14 protein-coding genes are annotated in these 18,038 nt (G+C 73.7%); 13 read left to right on the top strand and 1 reads right to left on the bottom strand.

The features are described 5' to 3' along the window. The first annotated feature begins 121 nt into the window (after nt 1-121). Both NE235_RS29265 and NE235_RS29270 read left to right on the top strand, forming a co-directional pair. The gene (locus NE235_RS29265) at nt 122-1,279 is read left to right on the top strand and encodes a serine hydrolase domain-containing protein (RefSeq protein WP_252808506.1); all 1,158 of its coding nucleotides are present in this window, start codon (nt 122-124) and stop codon (nt 1,277-1,279) included. A 142-nt stretch (nt 1,280-1,421) separates the two neighbouring features. Continuing rightward, complete coding sequence (locus NE235_RS29270; protein ID WP_252808514.1) at nt 1,422-2,225, top strand: trimeric intracellular cation channel family protein; 804 nt, start codon at nt 1,422-1,424, stop codon at nt 2,223-2,225. A gap of 113 nt (nt 2,226-2,338) precedes the next feature. Here NE235_RS29270 and NE235_RS29275 read toward each other — a convergent pair whose 3' ends face one another. Further along, nucleotides 2,339-3,592, bottom strand: a complete 1,254-nt coding sequence (locus NE235_RS29275; protein ID WP_252808522.1) for a cytochrome P450 — start codon at nt 3,590-3,592, stop codon at nt 2,339-2,341. 250 nt (nt 3,593-3,842) lie between these two features. Between NE235_RS29275 and NE235_RS29280 the strand changes: the two genes are divergently transcribed. The 11 genes from NE235_RS29280 (at nt 3,843) to NE235_RS29330 (ending at nt 17,955) form a co-directional block, all read left to right on the top strand. Further along, nucleotides 3,843-5,372 (top strand): FAD-dependent monooxygenase, encoded by a 1,530-nt coding sequence (locus NE235_RS29280; protein ID WP_252808524.1) that lies wholly within the window; start codon nt 3,843-3,845, stop codon nt 5,370-5,372. A 61-nt stretch (nt 5,373-5,433) separates the two neighbouring features. Beyond that, on the top strand, nt 5,434-6,279 hold the full coding sequence (locus tag NE235_RS29285; protein WP_252808526.1) for a phytanoyl-CoA dioxygenase family protein: 846 nt from the start codon (nt 5,434-5,436) through the stop codon (nt 6,277-6,279). Nucleotides 6,280-6,291: 12 nt separating this feature from the next. Further along, the gene (locus NE235_RS29290; protein WP_252808527.1) at nt 6,292-7,329 is read left to right on the top strand and encodes a ketoacyl-ACP synthase III family protein; all 1,038 of its coding nucleotides are present in this window, start codon (nt 6,292-6,294) and stop codon (nt 7,327-7,329) included. Nucleotides 7,330-7,383: 54 nt separating this feature from the next. Then, entirely contained in the window at nt 7,384-8,445 is a 1,062-nt protein-coding gene (locus NE235_RS29295; RefSeq protein WP_252808529.1) for a ketoacyl-ACP synthase III family protein, read from the top strand. Continuing rightward, nucleotides 8,445-12,194, top strand: coding sequence for a type I polyketide synthase (locus tag NE235_RS29300; protein ID WP_252808731.1), 3,750 nt, complete (start codon nt 8,445-8,447; stop codon nt 12,192-12,194). The genes NE235_RS29295 and NE235_RS29300 overlap by 1 nt, the downstream gene beginning before the upstream one ends. Continuing rightward, nucleotides 12,184-13,047 (top strand): transketolase, encoded by an 864-nt coding sequence (locus NE235_RS29305; RefSeq protein ID WP_252808531.1) that lies wholly within the window; start codon nt 12,184-12,186, stop codon nt 13,045-13,047. Before NE235_RS29300 ends, NE235_RS29305 begins: the two co-directional genes overlap by 11 nt. Further along, nucleotides 13,044-14,042 carry a transketolase family protein gene (locus NE235_RS29310; protein WP_252808533.1) on the top strand — a complete coding sequence of 333 codons (999 nt, stop codon included), beginning with the start codon at nt 13,044-13,046 and terminating at the stop codon, nt 14,040-14,042. The genes NE235_RS29305 and NE235_RS29310 overlap by 4 nt, the downstream gene beginning before the upstream one ends. 41 nt (nt 14,043-14,083) lie before the next feature. Next, nucleotides 14,084-15,481 (top strand): alpha,alpha-trehalose-phosphate synthase (UDP-forming), encoded by a 1,398-nt coding sequence (locus tag NE235_RS29315; RefSeq protein WP_252808535.1) that lies wholly within the window; start codon nt 14,084-14,086, stop codon nt 15,479-15,481. After that, nucleotides 15,478-16,284, top strand: a complete 807-nt coding sequence (locus tag NE235_RS29320) for a cupin domain-containing protein (RefSeq protein ID WP_252808537.1) — start codon at nt 15,478-15,480, stop codon at nt 16,282-16,284. Before NE235_RS29315 ends, NE235_RS29320 begins: the two co-directional genes overlap by 4 nt. Beyond that, nucleotides 16,281-16,922: an SIS domain-containing protein gene (locus NE235_RS29325; RefSeq protein ID WP_252808538.1), complete on the top strand. Its 642-nt coding sequence runs from the start codon at nt 16,281-16,283 to the stop codon at nt 16,920-16,922. The genes NE235_RS29320 and NE235_RS29325 overlap by 4 nt, the downstream gene beginning before the upstream one ends. Before the next feature lie 85 nt (nt 16,923-17,007). Beyond that, complete coding sequence (locus tag NE235_RS29330; RefSeq protein WP_252808540.1) at nt 17,008-17,955, top strand: GlxA family transcriptional regulator; 948 nt, start codon at nt 17,008-17,010, stop codon at nt 17,953-17,955. Nucleotides 17,956-18,038: the final 83 nt, after the last annotated feature.

The raw sequence follows: 18,038 nt of genomic DNA on the forward strand, positions 1-18,038 counted from the left end.
TTCTGGTGGGGGGGGCCGGCCCGGTTGCCGGGGGGGGGCCGCCGAGGTACAGCCAGCACTACCCCGGAACTCCCGCCTGCGGTATCGATTCGTGAGGCCGCCCCTACATAACGTGATCGCCATGAGCGAGCAACGTTTCCGCAAGGGCCGGCGTCTCACCGGCATCGTCACGCTGAGCTGCCTCGGCCTCCTCGGCGGCCTCGTCGCGCCGAGCGGCGCGCTCGCGGCGCGCACCACGCGAAGCGGCGACGCCGTGCAGCAGCACCTGACCCGCCTCGTCCGCGACGACGGCTTCCCCGCGGCGCTGGCCTCCGTACGAGACCGCGACGGGCGCTTCCACGACTACACCGCGGGCGTCGGCGACCTGAAGACCCGGGCCGGAGTGCCGGCCGACGGATACGTCCGCATCGGCAGCAACACCAAGACCTTCACCGCCGTCGTCGTCCTGCAACTGGCCGGCGAGGGCCGGATCCGCCTCGACGAGCCGATCGAGACGTACCTGCCGAACCTCGTCCGCGGTGACGGCATCGACGGCCGCCACATCACCGTGCGGCAGTTGCTCCAGCACACCAGCGGCCTGCCCAGTTACACCAACATCATGGCGAAGGGCATCCTGCCCTTCCGGCACCGGTACTTCGAGCCCCGCGAACTGCTCGACCTCGCCCTCGCCCAGAAGTCCGAGTTCGCCCCGGGAACGAAGTGGGCGTACAGCAACACCAACTACGTCGTCGCCGGGCTGCTCGCCGAGAAGGTCACCGGCCGGCCGATCAACGAGGAGATCACCCGGCGGGTGATCGACCGCATCGGGCTGCGCCACACCTACTTCCCCGCCGTCGGCGACCAGACGATCCGCGACCCGCACCTCCACGGGTACCACCACGACGACCCGAAGGCGCCGCTGACCGACGTCACCGAGATGGACCCGTCCATGGGCTGGGCGGCCGGTGAGCTGATCTCCACGCCGAGCGACGTCGACCGTTTCTTCACGGCCCTCCTCGCCGGCCGGCTGCTCGCCCCGGCACAGCTGAAGGAGATGCGCACGACCGTCCCCGCGCCCGACTTCGGTACCGGGGTGCGGTACGGCCTCGGCCTGACGAGCACCCCGCTGAGCTGCGGCGGTCTCGTCTGGGGCCACGGGGGTGACATCGACGGGTTCGCGACGGTCAACGGCGCGACCGAGGACGGCCGCGCCGCGACCATCGCGGTCACCGAACTGCCCGCCGGCGCCTCCCAGCAGAGCCACCTCGACGCGGCCCTCGACACGGCCCTCTGCCACTGACCGCTCCGGCACCTCGCGGTGTCGTACGCCGGCCGGCGGTCAGGGGCCCGCCGGCCGACGTACGACACCGTGGGCGATCACCCGGTCCCGGGGATCGCGTGACAGGGTCTGCGGAAGATCACAAAAGAAGGGCACGGCGCTCATGACGTTCACCGGTTCGGTCCAGTACTCGATGGATCTGATCGGCATCTTCGCCTTCGCGCTGTCCGGCGCGTTCCTCGCAGTGCGCAAGGACTTCGACGTGTTCGGGACGATCATCCTCGCCGAGGTGGCGGGCCTGGGCGGCGGACTGTTCCGGGACCTCGTCCTCGGGGTCAAGCCCGTCGCGTTCACCGACCCCGGCTACTACTCGGCGCCCGTCATCGCGGCGCTGATCGTGTTCTTCAGCTCCCGGATCCACCGGCACGCGCGGCTGTCCGACGTCTTCGACACCTGCGACATGGCGGCCCTCGCCCTGTTCGGCGTCACCGGCACGGTCAAGTCCCTCGGCCACGGCTTCGGCACCGTCCCCGCCGTCACGCTCGGCCTCGCCAGCGCCGTGGGCGGCGGCGTGCTCAGCAGCGTGCTGGCGATCCAGGTTCCCGCGCTGTTCCAGTGGACGCGCGACCTTTATCTCCTGCCCGCCCTGACGGGCGCGGTACTGGTGGCCGTGTTCCGGCTCGCCGGAGTTCTGAACGGCGGGACCGCCATGGCCGCCGCCGTCTGCGCCATCGGCCTGCGGCTGATCTCCATGTACTTCGGCTGGCACACCCCGCGCGCGTACGTCTGGCGCAATCCGTTCGCCGGGATGCGCCAGCAGGTCGTGCCCGCCGGCCGCACGTCCCTCGGCGGCCTCGTCGGCGGCCCGGGCGGCACCGGCGGCCCGCCGTACGGGTCACCGTACGGGTCGCCGGACGCGGAGCACACGGTCATGACCTTCCGGCTGGACGACCGGGATTCGCGGTGACGACGGTCATCTTTATTTCGGTCATCCGCGCCGAAAAGGAACGCCAAGAGTGGCGTTATTCACACACTCAGTAATAAACGTGTGTTGCATCAATCACATGGGTGGCCGATGGTTCATGTCAGCGCCGCCCCATCCGCTTCGGGCGCCGAATGCCGGTGCGGAGACGAGTCCCAGGCGACCGGCAGGCGGTCCACGCCGTACACCGCCGAGCGCTCGCGGGTCGGCACCTCGTCCGCGGCGACGGCCAGGCGCAGGTCCGGGAAACGGCCGAACAGCGCGGTCAGCGCGATGCGCAGCTCGGCCCGGGCGAGGTGCTGGCCGAGGCACTGGTGGACCCCGTGCCCGAAGGCGAGGTGCCCGACGGAGGAGCGGCCCAGGTCGAGGGCGTCCGGGTCGGCGAACCGCGCCGGGTCCCGGTTCGCGACCGGCAGCGCGAGCACGACCGTCTCACCGGCCGCGATGACCTGGCCGTCGATCTCGACGTCGGCGAGCGCGGTCCGCCGCACGTCGAACTGCAGGATCGACAGGTAGCGCAGCAGCTCCTCGACCGCGCGCCCGGCGCCGTCGGCGTCCGCGCTCAGGCGCGCACGCTCGGCCGGGTTCGTGAGCAGCACGAACGTCCCCAGGGCGAGCATGCTCGACGTCGGCAGGTGCCCGGTGGCCAGCAGCACCATGCCGAGATTGGTGAGCTCCTCGTCGGTCAGGTCACCGGTGGCGACGGCGTGCGCGAGCAGGCCGTCCTCGGCCCCCATGACCGTGCCGGCGCGCAGCCGCCCGATGAGGCCGCGTACGGTCCCGGTGATCGACATGACGGCCTCGACCGCGCGTTCGGGAGTGGAGTCCAGGTCGTTCATCACCGCGGTGGCCGCCTGGATCGCGTGCCGGTCCTCCGCGGGCACGCCCAGGAGTTCGCAGATGACCAGGGCCGGGACCGGTACGGCGAACGCCGTGACGAGGTCGGCGGGCGAGCCGCCGTCCGCCATCGCGTCGAGGGCCTGTCCGGTGTACCGGCGGATCGCCGGCGTGAGCTCCGCGACGCGCCGGGGCCCGAAGTGGGCGCTGAGCAGGCGGCGGTACCGGGTGTGCTCGGGCGGGTCCATGTGCGGGAAGATGCCCGGTTCCGCCGGTGTCGGCCGCTCGTGCGCGCGTTCGCGGCCGACGGGCTGGTGGAGCAGCTCGCGCCGGGTGCTGAAGCGCGGGTCGGCGAGGATCGCTCGGGTGACGGAGTACCCGGTGGCCACCCAGCCGAGGTGCCCGTCCGGGTAGGCCAGGCGGCTGAGCGGGGGACGTCGCCGCAGCTCGACGGGTGGGTCGAAGGGGGTGGGCCGATCGGTCTCCAGCGGACTGGCCGCCCGGTCATCGATCATCCGACCACCTCCCGCCGGCCCCGGGCACGACCGCCCAGGGCGTGATCATCAGCGCGGCTGATTATGCATGACAAGTCGGAAAAAACACACCACTAGTCATTTCCGGACCGCCCGATTAGCATCGGCGCTGACCGAACGGACACATCTTCTGACACGCAGGGCGAACGGGCCGTCGCGAATGTCGCCGGTCCGTGATCGGCGACCCGGCGTTCCCTCCATAGGCTCACTGTCCTCCCTTATAGAGGTTTTAATGGCAGTTCGGCATGCTCAGGTGGCGGTTGTCGGCGGTGGACCGGTGGGGCTCATGCTCGCCTGCGAGGTGGCCCTCCACGACGTACCCGTGGTCGTCCTCGAACGACTGCCCGCGATCGAATGGCGCCCGAAGGCCGAGGGCATCACCGGCCGGGCCGTCGACATCATGGACCGTCGCGGCCTCATGCTCGGGGTCACCGAGACCCCCACCACGCCGCCGACGCCCGAGCAGCAGGCCCGCGTCGCCGCCGGTGAGCGGCGGCCCGACAGCCTGCTGCCCAAGGAGTTCCCCGGCGCGCGGCACTTCGCCAGCATGTTCCTGCTCCGCCCCGAGTCACCGGACCTGCTCGTGCCCCAGCAACTACTGGAGGAGGACCTGGCCCGGCGCGCCACGGAGCTGGGCGTCGACGTGCGCCGCGGCCACACGGTCACCGGGTACGCCCAGGATGACGACGGCGTACGCATCGACGTCGAGGGCCCCGACGGGCCGTACACGCTGGAGGCCGAGTGGCTGGCCGGCTGCGACGGCGGCCGGAGCACGATCCGGAAGCTGTCCGGCATCGCGTTCCCCGGCACGGACGGGATCACGACCGGGTACCGCGCCTTCGCCGAGATCGACGACCCCGACTTCCACCTGCCCGGGTGGTTCCGCAAGGACGCCGGGCTCCTGGTGTACGAGGAGGGGCCGGCCCGGTTCATCACGCTCGAGTTCGACGGGCCACCGGTGAACCGGGACGCGCCGATCACGATCGAGGAGTTCCAGGGCGCGCTGCGGCGGCTGAGCGGCACCAAGGTGACGGTCACCTCGATCTCGAAGATCACCCGGTTCACCGACAACGCGCGGCAGGCGGAGACCTACCGCAGCGGGCGGGTCCTGCTCGTCGGCGACGCCGCGCACGTCCATTCGCATTGGAGCGGTCCAGGACTGCGGCTCGGGCTCGGCGACGCCGTCAACGTCGGCTGGAAGCTCGCCGCGGTCGCCCGCGGCCGGTGCGACGAGAGCCTGCTCGACACCTACACCTCCGAGCGGCACCCGATCGGCGCGCAGACCCTGGAGATCCAGCGCGCCTCGATCGCGCTGATGCGGCCCGGCCCGCACGTCGACGCGCTGCGCCGGCTGCTCCGCGAACTCCTCCTCCGCGACGAGGCGAACCGGCAGCTCACCGCGCTCGTCGACGACCTGCACATCTCCTACGCCATGGGAGACTCCGCGCCCGCCACCCCGCTGGTCGGCCGGTACAGCCCCGATCTGCACCTGCGGCGCGCCGACGGCACCGTACGTGTCGCGGAACTGCAGCGGAACGGCCGGGCGCTGCTGCTCGACCTGCGCTCCGACCCGGAACTGCGCGCCCTCGCCGCGCCCTGGTCCGACCGGGTCGACGTGGTGACCGCCGAGTGCGACGACGCACCGGCCGACGCCCTGCTCATCCGGCCGGACGGCTTCGTCGCCTGGAGCACGCCCGCCGACCCGGCCTCGCTGCCGGACGCCCTCGCCCGCTGGTTCGGCGCGCCCGCCGCGACCGCCTGAGACGCCCCCGCGAATCCCTGAGAGAGACCAACCCAGCCGCTGCACGCCATCGGAGGCCGGAGTGAGTGACCCCAGCCTGACCACCTTGACCACGCTCCCCGCGTCGAGCCCGGTCGACGCCGCGATCGAGGTGGTCGACCGCGACGGAGCGGTGATCATCGAGGACTTCCTCGACGCCGGCACGCTCCGCGGGCTGTGGGCCGACCTCGGCCCGGACCTCGAACGCCAGGCGGACGGCGACGGACGCCTCGTCAGCGAGAAGACCCGCATCCTCCCCGGCCTGGTCCGCCGGTCCGCGCACTCGATGACCATCATGCGGCAGCCGCACTTCCTCGGCCTCGCCCGGCACTTCCTGCAGCGCCCGGTGAAGGCGTGGCTCGGCGAGCAGCGCGTGGAGTTCGTCCCGACGATCCAGCTCGGCATCTCCCGGGCGATCCAGACCTGGCCCGGCGTGCCGATCCAGGCCCTGCACCGGGACGACACCGCCCACCTGCGCACCCACCCGGGCCCGGAGAGCCGGGTCCAGGTCATGGTGGCCGCGAGCGAGTTCAGCGCGCGCACGGGCGCGACCCGGGTGATCCCCGGCAGCCACCGGTGGGACGACGAACGCGCGCCCCGCGACGAGGAGGCGGTGCCCGCCGCGATGCGGACCGGCTCCGCGCTGCTGTGGCTCGGCAGCACCTACCACGGCGCCGGCGTCAACACCTCCGACGGGCCCCGCACCGGCCTGTCGTACGCCTACGACCTCGGCAACCTCCGCCAGGAGGAGAACCAGTACCTGTCCGTGCCGCTGGACGTCGTCCGCGGCTACCCCGAGGACATCCAGCGGCTCCTCGGCTACGAGGCGTGCCCGCCGATGTGCGGGCTCCACGAGCTGAGCGACCCGATGCTCCTGCTCCGGCGCTGAGAGGAGGGACGGATGCGCACTCCGCACATGTACCTGCGCAGCATCGGCGTCCACCTGCCCCCGGTGGTCACCATCGAGACGGCCGTCGCCGAGGGCCGCTACCCGGCCGACGAGGTGGAGTACTTCCGGCTCGGCGGCGCGGCGGTGGCCGGCGACGTGCCCGCCCCGGAGCTGGCGCTGCGCGCCGCCCGGCAGGCGTTCGACCGCTCCGGCGGGCTGTCCCCGCGCGACCTGGACCTCATGCTGTACTCCGACGTCTGGCACCAGGGACCGGAGGGCTGGGAGCCGCAGTACTACCTGCAGCAGCACCTGGTCGGCGGCGACGTCCTCGCCGTCGAGATGCGGCACGGCTGCTGCGGGATGTTCAGCGCGCTGCAGCTCACCGCCGGGTACCTGCGGCCCGACGGCGGCACCGCGCTGCTCGTCGGCGCCGACAACCACGGCACCCCGCTCGTCGACCGGTGGCGGATGATCGAGGGCGCCGTGATGGGCGACGGCGGATGCGCGCTGCTGGTCACGACCGAGGGCGGGTTCGCCGAGCTGCGATCGGTCAACGTGGTCGTGCTGCCGGAGGCCGAGGCCGTCAACGACGGTGGCGTCCCGATGTTCCCGCCGGACGCGACCGTGGCGCGGCCCCTGGACTTCGCCGCGCGCAACCGGGAGTTCCGCAAGCGGCTGATCAACGGCAACGGCGCCGACGTCATGCTCGCCATCCAGAAGACCCTCCTCGAACTGGTCGACCGGACCCTCCAGGAGGCGGACGTCACCCTCGACGACGTCGCGCGCGTGGCCTTCCCGCACGGCCGCTGGGACGACCTGGAGCACCGGGGCGTCAACTGGCTCGGCCTGACGATGGCCGACACCACCTGGGACTACGGGGCGCAGATCGGGCACCTCGGGGTCGGCGACCAGTTCGTGGCCCTCGACCACCTCCTGGCGACCGGCGCGCTGGCCGCCGGCGACCACGTGCTGCTCGTCGGGCTCGGCGCCGGGACCACCATGGCCTGCGCCGTGCTGCGGATCCTCGACATCCCGCCGGAGTACCGGTGAGCGGAGCCTTCCGGGGATCGGAACCGGCCGGAGATCGGACGACGGGGAGGCGGCATGGAGACGGCGGACATGTACATCAGCGGGGTCGGGTCGTACGTCCCCGCCCGGGTGAGCGTCGAGGACGCCGTGGCGGCGGGCCGGTACACCACCGAGGAGGTCGGGCTGCACGGGCTCGCCTCGGTCGCCGTCGCCGGTGACGTCCCGGCGCCGGAGATGGCGCTGCGCGCGGCGCGCGCCGCGGTGGCCCGCAGCGGGCGGTCCCCCGCCGAACTGGACCTGCTCCTGTACACCTCGACGTGGCACCAGGGCCCCGAGGGCTGGCCGCCGCAGTCGTACGTGCAGCGGCATCTCGTCGGCGACGGGGTCCTGTCCACCCAGCTGAAGCAGGGCTGCAACGGCATGCTCACCGCCCTGGAGCTGGCCGCGTGCCACCTGCGGGCCGTGCCGGGGCGCCGGGCCGCGCTGCTGGTCACCGCCGACAACTACGGCACCCCGCTGGTCGACCGGTGGCGGATGCTGCCGGGGGCCGTCGCCGGCGACGCGGGCAGCGCGGTGGTGCTCGACACCGAGCCGGGGTTCGCGCGGCTGGCGTCGGTGTGCACGCTGTCGGTGTCGCAGGCCGAGGAGATGCACCGCTGCGCCGAGCCGCTGTTCCCGCCCGGCATCCTCGAGGGCCGCACGGTCGACTTCGCCGCGCACAACGACGAGTTCCGCCGGCGCGCCGTCACCGAGGGCGACGGCACGAAGGTGCTGGTGACCCTCGACGAGCGGATGGCCGAGGCGATCGACCAGGCACTGGCGGAGGCCGGGATCAAACCGGGAGACGTGACGCGGGTGGCGTGCATGAACACCTCCCGCGAGATCGCCGACCAGATCTGCGAGATGCGGCTGGGCGTTCCGGCGTCCCGGTCGGCCTGGGAGTTCGGCCGGACCATCGGCCACTGCGGGGCGAGCGACCAGGTCCTCGCGCTGGAGCACCTGGTCCGCACCGGCGGCCTGGGCCCCGGCGACCACCTGCTGATGTTCGGCTTCGGACCCGGCGTGACGATCTCCGCCGCGGTCGTGGAGGTACTCGAGTCGCCCGTCTGGGCGCGAGCACGGGGAGGGGATGCGTGATGGGCCGACCGGCCGAGGCCATCGCGGTGATCGGGATCGGCTGCCGCCTGCCGGGCGGCGCCGGCTCGCCAGACGCCTACTGGGACCTGCTACGCGAGGGACGGGACGCCAGCGGGCCCGCGCCCGCGGACCGCTGGCGGGACTACGCCGACCGCGGCCCGTCGTACGCCGCGGCGGTACGCCGTATGGTCCCGCGCGGCAGCTTCCTCGACGACGTCGCGGGTTTCGACGCGGAGTTCTTCGGGCTGACGCCGCGGGAGGCGGAGCTGATGGACCCGCAGCAGCGCCTCACGATGGAGACCGCCTGGGAGGCCCTCGAACACGCCGGGGTGTCGCCGGACGCGCTCGCCGGCACGGACGCGGGCGTGTACGTCGGCGTCTGCACCGGCGACTACGGGAACCGGCTGCTGGAGGACCTGCCCGACATCGAGGCGTGGACCGGGATCGGCGCGGCCACCTGCGCGGTCGCCAACCGCGTGTCGTACTCCCTCGACCTGCGCGGCCCGAGCCTGGCCGTGGACACCGCGTGCTCGGCGTCGCTGGTCGCGGTGCACCTGGCCGTGCAGGCGCTGCGGGCCGGGGAGACGGACGTGGCGCTGGCCGGCGGGGTGAACCTCATCCTGTCCCCCGGCCAGACGCTCACCCTGGACGCGGCGGGCACGCTGGCGCCGGACGGGCGCAGCAAGTCCTTCGACGCCTCGGCCGACGGGTACGGGCGGGGCGAGGGCGCGGCCGTGGTCGTGCTCAAGCGCCTCTCCGACGCCGTACGGGACGGCGACCGGATCCTCGCGACCATCCGCGGCAGCGCGGTGAACCAGGACGGCCGCACCGTGGGCATCATGGCGCCGTGCGGCCAGGCGCAGGAGCACGTTATGCGCCGCGCGCTGCGGCAGGCGGGCATCGAGCCGGACACGGTCGGGTACGTCGAGGCGCACGGCACCGGAACGGCGGTCGGCGATCCGCTGGAGGCCGCCGCGCTGGGCGCCGTGTACGGGACCGGCCGGCCCTCGGACCGGCCATGCCTGATCGGCTCGGCCAAGTCGAACATCGGCCACCTGGAGGGCGCCGCCGGCGTCGCCGGGCTGGTCAAGGCCATCCTCGCCCTGCACTACGGCGAGCTCCCGCCGAGCCGGCTCGACGCGCCGACCCCGGCCGTCGACTGGGCGGGCGCCGGGCTGCGGGTCGCGGAGGCGCCGACGCCGTGGCCCGACGCCGGGCACCCGCGCCGGGCCGCCGTCTCCGCCTTCGGCTACGGCGGGACCGTCGCCCACGTGGTCCTCGAGGAGGCGCCGCCGGCCCGGCCCGCCGAGGAGGGAACGGCGGGCCGGCTGTTCCCCGTCTCCGCCGCGTCGCGGGCGGCGCTGCGGCAGGCCGCCGGGAACCTCGCCGGCACCGCCGGTGACCTGCGCGCGGCCGACGTCGGGCACACGCTCGCACTGCGCCGGGCGCACCTGGCCGAACGCGCGGTCGTCGCGGCCGGCGACCCGGCCGCACTCACCACCGGGCTGCGCGCCCTCGCCGCCGGCACCCCGCACGCCTCGGTGACCACCGGGCGGGTCCTCACCGACCCCGGCCCCGGGCCCGTGTTCGTGTTCTCCGGGCACGGCTCGCAGTGGGCCGGGATGGGCCGGGAGCTGCTGGCGGCCGAGCCGGCCTTCGCGGCGGTGATCGACGAGCTGGAGCCGGTGTTCGCGGACGAGATCGGGTTCTCGCCCCGTGAGGTGCTGACCGGCGGCGAGCTCACCGAGGTCGACCGGATCCAGACCATGATCTTCGCGATGCAGCTCGGCCTGGCCGAGCTGTGGCGCGCGTACGGCGTGCGCCCGCACGCGGTGATCGGGCACTCGGTCGGGGAGATCGCCGCCGCCGTGACGGCCGGGGCGCTGAGCCGCCTGGACGGCGCCCGGCTGATCTGCCGCCGGTCCCGGCTGCTGCGGCGGGTCGCCGGACGCGGCGCGATGGCCATGGTGCAACTGCCGTTCGCCGACGCGGCCGCGCGGCTGGCCGGCCGTACGGACGTGGTCGCCGCGATCGCGTCCTCGCCCGGCTCGACGGTCGTCTCCGGCGACCCGGACGCCGTCGCCGAGGTCCTGTCCGGCTGGCTCGAGGAGGGCGTTCCGGCGCGCCGCGTCGCCTCGGACGTGGCGTTCCACGGGCCGCAGATGGACCCGCTGCTGGCCGAGCTGACCGCCGCCGCGGCAGACCTCGCGCCCCGCACCCCCGGCCTGCGGGTGTACTCGACGGCGCTGGACGACCCGCGCGGGGAGCCTGGTTTCGACGGCGCGTACTGGGCGGCCAACCTGCGCCGGCCGGTGCGCCTGGCCGACGCGGTCACCGCCGCGGCGGCCGACGGGTACCGCGCCTTCATCGAGGTCTCCCCGCACCCCGTCGTCACCCACTCGGTGCTGGAGACACTGAGCGTGACCGGCCACGAGGACGTCTTCGTCGGCGCGACGCTGCGCCGGAACCGGCCCGCACGGGACACCCTCCTGGCGGGCGTGGCCGCCGCGCACTGCGCCGGCCTGGACGTCGACTGGCGGCGGCTACAGCCGTCCGGCGGACCCGTCGCGCTGCCGACGTACCCGTGGCAGCACCGCAGGCACTGGCGCGCGCCCTCGGCCCCCGACGCCGGCGGGCGCGGCCACGACCCGGACACGCACACGCTGCTCGGCGACGGCGTCGAACTCGCGGGCACCGACGTCCGGCTCTGGCGTACCGCCCTGGACGACCAGACCCGGCCTTACCCCGGCAGCCACGCCATCGAGGGCGTCGAGATCGTGCCCGCCGCCGTGCTGGCGGTGACCTTCCTCGCCGCCTCGGGCGGCCGGGCGCTCGACGCGGTGACGATGTCGGCGCCGCTCCTGACCGCCGACCGCCGCGAGGTCCAGGTCGTACGGCAGGGGGCGCGGCTGCGGCTGGCCGCCCGCACGGCCGGCGACCCGGACGCCGCCTGGCAACTGATCGCCACCGCGGAGGTGCCCACGGCCGTGGCCGACCCGGGAGACGGGCCGGAGCCGCCCGCGCTGCCGCTCACACCGGCGGACCCCGGCTCGGTCACGCGGCGGCTCGCCGCCGTCGGCGTGCCCGGCACCGGCTTCGACTGGACGGTCGAGGAACTCCTGTCCGGCCACGGCGCGCTGCGCGCCCGCGTACGGTGCGGGCCCTCGGCCACCTGGGCGCCCGTCCTGGACGCGGTCATGTCGGTCGCGCCGAGCGCGTTCCCCGGCGATCCGCTGCTGCGGATGGTCACGCACGTCGACCGGCTCGCCGTGGCCGGTGAGCCACCGGACACGGTGCACATCGACGTCTGGCTCGACCCCGACCGCGCCGACATCGTCCAGGTCCGGGTGACCGATCCCGCCGGCGTGGTCGTCGCCCGGCTCGACGGGCTGCGGTACCCGGTGATCGACGCGCCCGCCGCCCGGGAGAACGGCGCCGGTGGCGCGGGCCCCACCGAGTCGTTCGCCGAGCTCGGGCCGGAGGAGCTGCGCGCCTTCCTGCTCCGGGAGGTCGGCGCGCAGATCGCCACGGAGATGCGCCTGGATCCCGCCGACCTGTCGCCGCACCGCCCGCTGGTCGAGCAGGGCCTGGACTCGGTGCTGACCGTGGTCGTACGCCGCCGGCTGGAGAAGCGGTTCCGCTGCTCGCTGCCGACCACGCTCCTGTGGCGGCAGCCGACCATCGTCGCGGTCTCCGATTACATCGCCGGGCTGGTGTCCGCGCCGAACGGGAGCGCCGATGCGGGCTGAGCGCACGGTCGCGGGCCCCGCCGTCGATCTCGCCCGGCGGGCCGACGCGGACCGGATCGCGCGGCTCGCGACCCGCTGCCGGCTCGTCCTGCTGGAGATGATCCACCGGGCGGGGTCCGGGCACGCCGGCTCGTCGCTGTCCTGCGCGGACATCGTCAGTGTGCTGAGGTTCGACCAGCTGGACCGGCCTCCCGGCGGGCCCGGTGACGTGTTCGTCCTGTCCAAGGGGCACGCGGCGCCGGCCTGGTACGCCGCGCTGGTCGTCGGTGGGGACCTGCCCGCCGGGGAGGTCGGCACCCTGCGGGCTTTGGACAGCCGGTTGCAGGGACACCCGGACCGTACGCGGCTGGGGCTGGTCGACGTCAGCACCGGCGCGCTCGGCCAGGGCCTGTCGGTGGCCGTCGGCCGGGCCCTCGCCCGGCGGCTGCACGGCCGCGACTCCACGGTGTACTGCCTGCTCGGCGACGGCGAATGCCAGGAGGGCCAGGTGTGGGAGGCGTTCCTGTACGCCGGCGCGCGCCGAGTGCCCGGCCTGGTGGCGATCATCGACCACAACGGCAGCCAGAGCGACGGCGCGGTCGCCGACATCCTGCCGCTGTACCCGCTGCCGGAGAAGCTGCGGGCGTTCGGCTGGCACGTCGCGGAGGTGGACGGCCACGACCACGGCGAGCTGCGCGACGCACTGCGGCGGCGCGACCGCGACGCGCCCACGGTGATCATCGCGCACACCCGCAAGGGGCGCCTCGGCCCCGACCGCGTCCTGCTCGACGGCAGCCACAGCGACCTGCCCTCGGCGGCGGAGTACGCGGCCGCGGTCGACTACCTGGAGACCCTTCTGGAGACCGGACCATGACCGAGCGGAGCGAGGGAGTCGAGAGCACGGCGGTCACGGGTCGTCCCTGCGGCGACGGAGGAGCCCCGAAGTCGACGCGGGACTGGTTCGGCGCCGCGCTGGTGGAGATCGCCCGCGAGTACGACCACGTCGTCGTGGTGAACTGTGACCTCGCCAAGGCCACCCGGACGCTGCCGTTCAAGGAGGAGTTCCCCGACCGGTTCTTCGAGTGCGGCATCGCGGAGGCCAACGCCATCGGCGTGGCCGCCGGGCTGGCGCAGGAGGGGTTCCGGCCGTTCGTCGCGAGCTTCGGGCACTTCCTGACCGGGAAGTTTCTGGAGATCTTCCAGACGGTCGGGCTCAACGACGCGGGCGTGGTCCTCGTCGGCACCCACGCCGGGCTGGCGATCGGTCGGGACGGCCCGACCCAGATGGGGCTGCGGGACCTGGCGCTGATGCGGACCCTGCCGAACGTCGGGGTGTTCCAGCCCGCCGACGGCGCCGAGACCTGGCAGATGATGGCGCACCTGGCGACCGACCGGCGACCCGCGTACCTGCGGCTGTGCCGGCAGCCGCTGCCGGAGGCGCACGCCGACGGGTATCGGTTCCGGTTCGGCGTCCCGCCCGTGCTCCGGGCGGGCGCGGACGTCGCCGTGTTCGCGATGGGCGGCACCGTGCCGGTCGCGGTCGAGGCGGCCGACCGGCTCGCCGCGGACGGGCTCGCGCCGACCGTGGTGAACGTGTCGTCGCTGCCCGTGGACCGCGCGGCGGTGGAGCGCCTCGCCGGCGGGCACCGGCAGGTACTGGTCGTCGAGGACCACTACGCCGTGGGCGGTCTCGCCGACGAGCTGGCCCGGATCGTGCTCGGTCTCCCTGATCGGCCTCGCTTCGACGTGCTCGCCGTACCCGACTACGGGCAGGCGGGGCCGCCCGAGGACCTGTACCGGCGGTACCGGCTCGACGCGGAGGGGATCGCGGCGCACATCGCCGCGCTCCTCCAGGAAGCCCCGGCGTGACACCGCCCGAGACAGCCGCCGACCCGAGGATGGCGACCGGAGTGAGACTGATCGTCTGCAGCAACAGCGCGCCGCGGTGGCAGGACGGCGCCGGCCTGCTGCCCCGCTCCCCCGGCGGCCTGGTCCCGCTGCTGGCCACCCTGCTGGGCGAGCACGGCGGCGACTGGGTGTGCACGATGCCCGCCGACGGCCCGCCCGGCGCGGAGCCCGTCGAGGTGACGCGGCTGCCCGGCGACGTCACCCTGCACCGGCTGCGCCTGCCCCCGGCGGTCGTGGAGCAGCACTACGAGAAGGTCGGCGTACGGGTGCTGCTGTGGCTGTTCCACTACCTGCTCGACACCCCGCGGCAGCCCGGCGAGGGGCTCGCGGAGGCGTGGGCCGGGTACGAGGCCGTCAACCGGGCGTACGCCGACCGGGTGGCGACGCTGCTGACGGGCTCGGCGGAGGAGTTCGTCCTCGTCAACGACCATCACCTGTTCCTCGTCCCAGAGCTGCTCGGGCGGCGCGCGGACCGCCGGGGCCGGGTGGCGTTCTTCCAGGGCCTGCCGTGGTGCGAGCCGGAGTACTTCGGCGTGCTGCCCGCGTACATCCGCGACCGCATCCTCACCGGCCTGCTCGGCGCGGATGTGGTCGGCTTCCACTGCACCCGGTGGGCGCGTGCCTTCCTGGCCTGCTGCGCGCGCTACCTGCCCGGCTGCGCGGTCGACGACGGCGGCGCGACGTACGGCGGGCACCGGACCCGCGTGACCGTCGCGCCGTTCCCGCTGGACGTCGCGACGGTCGAGCGGCTGCGCGCGGAGCCGGCCACCGCGGAGTGGCGGACGCGCCTGGATCGGGAGGCCGGCGGCCGGCGCGTGCTCGTCCGCGCCGACCGCATCGACCTGTGGAAGAACCTGCCGCGCGGCTTCGCCGCGTACCGGAGCCTGCTCGACCGCGACCCCGGTCTGGCCGGGGAGTGGTGGTTCTGCGCGGTGGCGACCCCGCCGGGCCGTCCCACCGAGCGCACCCGGGCGCTCCAGCGCGAGTGCGAGGACCTGGTCGCCGACCTGAACGAGCGGTTCGGCCGGCCCGGCCGGCCGGCCGTCTCGCTGATCTATCCGGACCTGGCCACGACGCGCAACTGCGTGGTGGCCGCCCTGTCGGGGGCCGACCTGACGCTCGTCAACCCGACCTTCGACGGGATGAACCTGGTCGCCAAGGAGGCCTTGTACCTCGGCGAACGCGGGCCGCTGCTGCTGTCCGTCAACGCGGGCGCCTACGAGGGGCTCGCCGGGCACGTCACTCCGGTGCAGCCGTTCGACGTCGAGGCCACCGCCTCGGCGCTGCGGGACGCGATGACCCGCCGTACGGCCCCGGAGGAGCGGGCGGCGGCACGGCGGCTGCTGCGCGACCAGGACGCGACCGACTGGCTGAACCGAATGATGGGAGCGGAACGTTGAGGACGACCGAGGTCACCACGCGGTACGGACGCGTCAGCCGGCTGGCCGACCAGGCCGCCGCAGGGGCGTACCTGTTCGCGGAGCACACGATCGAGCCCGGGCAGGCCACCCCCTTCCGTACCCATGCCCGCGACCACCGGACGTTCGTCGTCATCCAGGGGCGGGTCAGGCTGGAGACCGCCCGCGACGACGGCGGAACCGAGTCGTCGGTGTACGACCGCCTGAGCGGCTGGCACGCCCTCCCCGGCTGCGTCTACCGGATCGTGGGCGCCGGCGCCGGGCCGGCGGTCGTCATCGAGGCCGGGTCCGTGCTGGGCGAGACCCGGGAGGCGACCGGGCCCGACGTCCCGGACGCGGTGGCCTGCCGCTGCCCGGACATCTCCGACTACACGGTGCACAAACCCTGGGGCAGCGAGGTCTGGTACACCCAGAACCTGCCCGACCTCCCGTACGCCCTGAAACGCATCCGGATGACCGAGGGACACCAGTCGTCGCTGCAGTCCCACCGGCAGAAGCTGGAGACCAACTACGTCATCGAGGGAGAGGCGACCGTGCTGAGCGGAGCCATGGCCCCGGAGGATCTGACCGCGGTGATCGACGTGGCGAGCCTGACCACCACCGTCCACCGTCCCCGCTCCGGCTGGACCAACCCGCCGGGCGAACTCCACCGGGTGATCGCGCGGACCGACTACACCTCCATCGAGATCTCCACCCCCGAACTCGACGACGTCATCCGCTGGCAGGACGACGCCGGGCGCGGGCACGGCCGGATCGACTCCGAGCACGTGGGCGGCCGGTCATGAGCCTCGCCGAGACGATCGGGCTGTACCTCAGCGAGAAGCGCCGGATCCTGGACGCCTTCCCCGTCTCGGTGCTGGAGCGCGCCGCCGAGATGCTGTTCGCGACCTACGACCAGGGCGGCATCGTGTACGCCATGGCCAACGGCGGGAACGCCGGCACCCTCGACCACTTCTACTGCGATTTCAAGCACCATCCGTTCGTGACGGAGGACAAGACCCGGCCGCTGCCGGCCGGGGTCCGCCGCCTGTCCTTCGTCAACCTGTGCGGGTCGGCCGCCGAGCTCACCGGACTCGTCAACGACATCGGCTTCGAGGACATGTTCGCCGCGGCCCTGGCCCCCGTCGTCACCCCGAAGGACCTGGTGATGGCCTACTCCGGCAGCGGCAACTCCGCCAACGTGACGAAGGCCCTCGACGTGGCCGTCGCCGCGGGCGCCAGGACGTTCGCCATGACGAAGGGCGACGGCGGCCGGTGCCGGGACCTGGCCGAGGTATGCCTGGTCGTGCCCGGTACGTCCCGGTTCCCCGGTCAGGTCGGCAAGAACGACAACAACTTCCACTTCGAGGACCTCATGCTGTCGGTCAACCACATCCTCGTCGGTCTCCTGAAGGAACGCGTCGCCGCCCACGCCGCCTCGTAGGCCTGCGAGCCTCCGTTCGGCCAGTGGCAGGATGCTTGCGACAGTCGCCATCCAGGCCACTGGCCGAGCGCCGCAGGAGGACCCGATGAGCCGGAGGAGCCACCACGTCGCCGTGCTCGTGCTCGACGGCGCGAAGCCGCTCGACGTCGGCATCCCGGCCCAGGTGTTCTCCAACCGGCCGGGCATGCCGTACGAGGTGCGGGTGTGCGGAGCGGCACCCGGCCTGGTGACCGGCGGCGACGGCCTCTCGTACCACGTGGCCGAGGGCCTGGCGGCCCTGGAGCACGCCGACACCATCTTCATCCCCGGCTATCGCGAGCCGGCGACCACGGAACCTCCCGCGGCGATCGTCGGCGCGCTTTTGGCCGCCCACGAGCGCGGCACCCGGCTCGCGGCCATCTCCACCGGGGCGTTCGCGCTCGCGGCGACGGGCCTGCTGAACGGGAAACGGGCGACGACCCACTGGCACTACACGCGGGCCCTCGCCGAACGGCACCCGCTCGTACGGGTGGACGAGAACGTCCTGTTCGTCGACGAGGGCGACGTCCTTACGTCGGCGGGCGCGGCGTCCGGCATCGACCTGTGCCTGCACCTGGTCCGGCGCGATCACGGCGTCGGCCTGTCCAACCAGGTCGCGCGGCGGCTGGTGGCCGCGCCGTACCGCAGCGGCGGGCAGGCGCAGTACGTGCCGCGCAGCGTCCCAGAGCCGCTCGGCGACGTGTTCGCGAGCACGCGCGAGTGGGCCCTCGCGCACCTCGCCGAGCCGCTGACCCTGGAGGCGCTCGCCCGCAACGCGCGGGTGTCGACGCGCACCTTCTCGCGGCGGTTCGTGGAGGACACCGGTTACACGCCGATGCAGTGGGTGCTGCGGGCCCGCGTGGACCTGGCCCGTGAGCTGCTCGAACGCACCGACCTGGGCGTGGAGGAGATCGCCGACCGCGTCGGGCTCGGCACCGGGGCGAACCTGCGCCTGCACTTCCAGCGCATCCTCGGCACGTCCCCGACGGAGTACCGCCACACCTTCTCGGCCTGAGCCGTCCGCGGAAGCCCTGGTCGGAGGAGGGTTGGCGAGATCCTTGCGAAAGATGGCGAAACGTTTGGCGAGATTTTTGCGCA

It is taken from the genome of Actinoallomurus spadix (assembly GCF_024055725.1).
In the GTDB taxonomy this organism is placed as follows: Bacteria; Actinomycetota; Actinomycetes; order Streptosporangiales; family Streptosporangiaceae; genus Actinoallomurus; species Actinoallomurus spadix.

What these genes read in the sequence shown, in the direction of transcription:
- NE235_RS29265 (WP_252808506.1), top strand. Translation starts at nt 122, where the DNA reads ATGAGCGAGCAACGTTTCCGCAAGGGCCGGCGTCTCACCGGCATCGTC.
- NE235_RS29270 (WP_252808514.1), top strand. Translation starts at nt 1,422, where the DNA reads ATGACGTTCACCGGTTCGGTCCAGTACTCGATGGATCTGATCGGCATC.
- NE235_RS29275 (WP_252808522.1), bottom strand. Translation starts at nt 3,592, where the DNA reads ATGATCGATGACCGGGCGGCCAGTCCGCTGGAGACCGATCGGCCCACC.
- NE235_RS29280 (WP_252808524.1), top strand. Translation starts at nt 3,843, where the DNA reads ATGGCAGTTCGGCATGCTCAGGTGGCGGTTGTCGGCGGTGGACCGGTG.
- NE235_RS29290 (WP_252808527.1), top strand. Translation starts at nt 6,292, where the DNA reads ATGCGCACTCCGCACATGTACCTGCGCAGCATCGGCGTCCACCTGCCC.
- NE235_RS29295 (WP_252808529.1), top strand. Translation starts at nt 7,384, where the DNA reads ATGGAGACGGCGGACATGTACATCAGCGGGGTCGGGTCGTACGTCCCC.
- NE235_RS29300 (WP_252808731.1), top strand. Translation starts at nt 8,445, where the DNA reads ATGGGCCGACCGGCCGAGGCCATCGCGGTGATCGGGATCGGCTGCCGC.
- NE235_RS29305 (WP_252808531.1), top strand. Translation starts at nt 12,184, where the DNA reads ATGCGGGCTGAGCGCACGGTCGCGGGCCCCGCCGTCGATCTCGCCCGG.
- NE235_RS29310 (WP_252808533.1), top strand. Translation starts at nt 13,044, where the DNA reads ATGACCGAGCGGAGCGAGGGAGTCGAGAGCACGGCGGTCACGGGTCGT.
- NE235_RS29325 (WP_252808538.1), top strand. Translation starts at nt 16,281, where the DNA reads ATGAGCCTCGCCGAGACGATCGGGCTGTACCTCAGCGAGAAGCGCCGG.
- NE235_RS29330 (WP_252808540.1), top strand. Translation starts at nt 17,008, where the DNA reads ATGAGCCGGAGGAGCCACCACGTCGCCGTGCTCGTGCTCGACGGCGCG.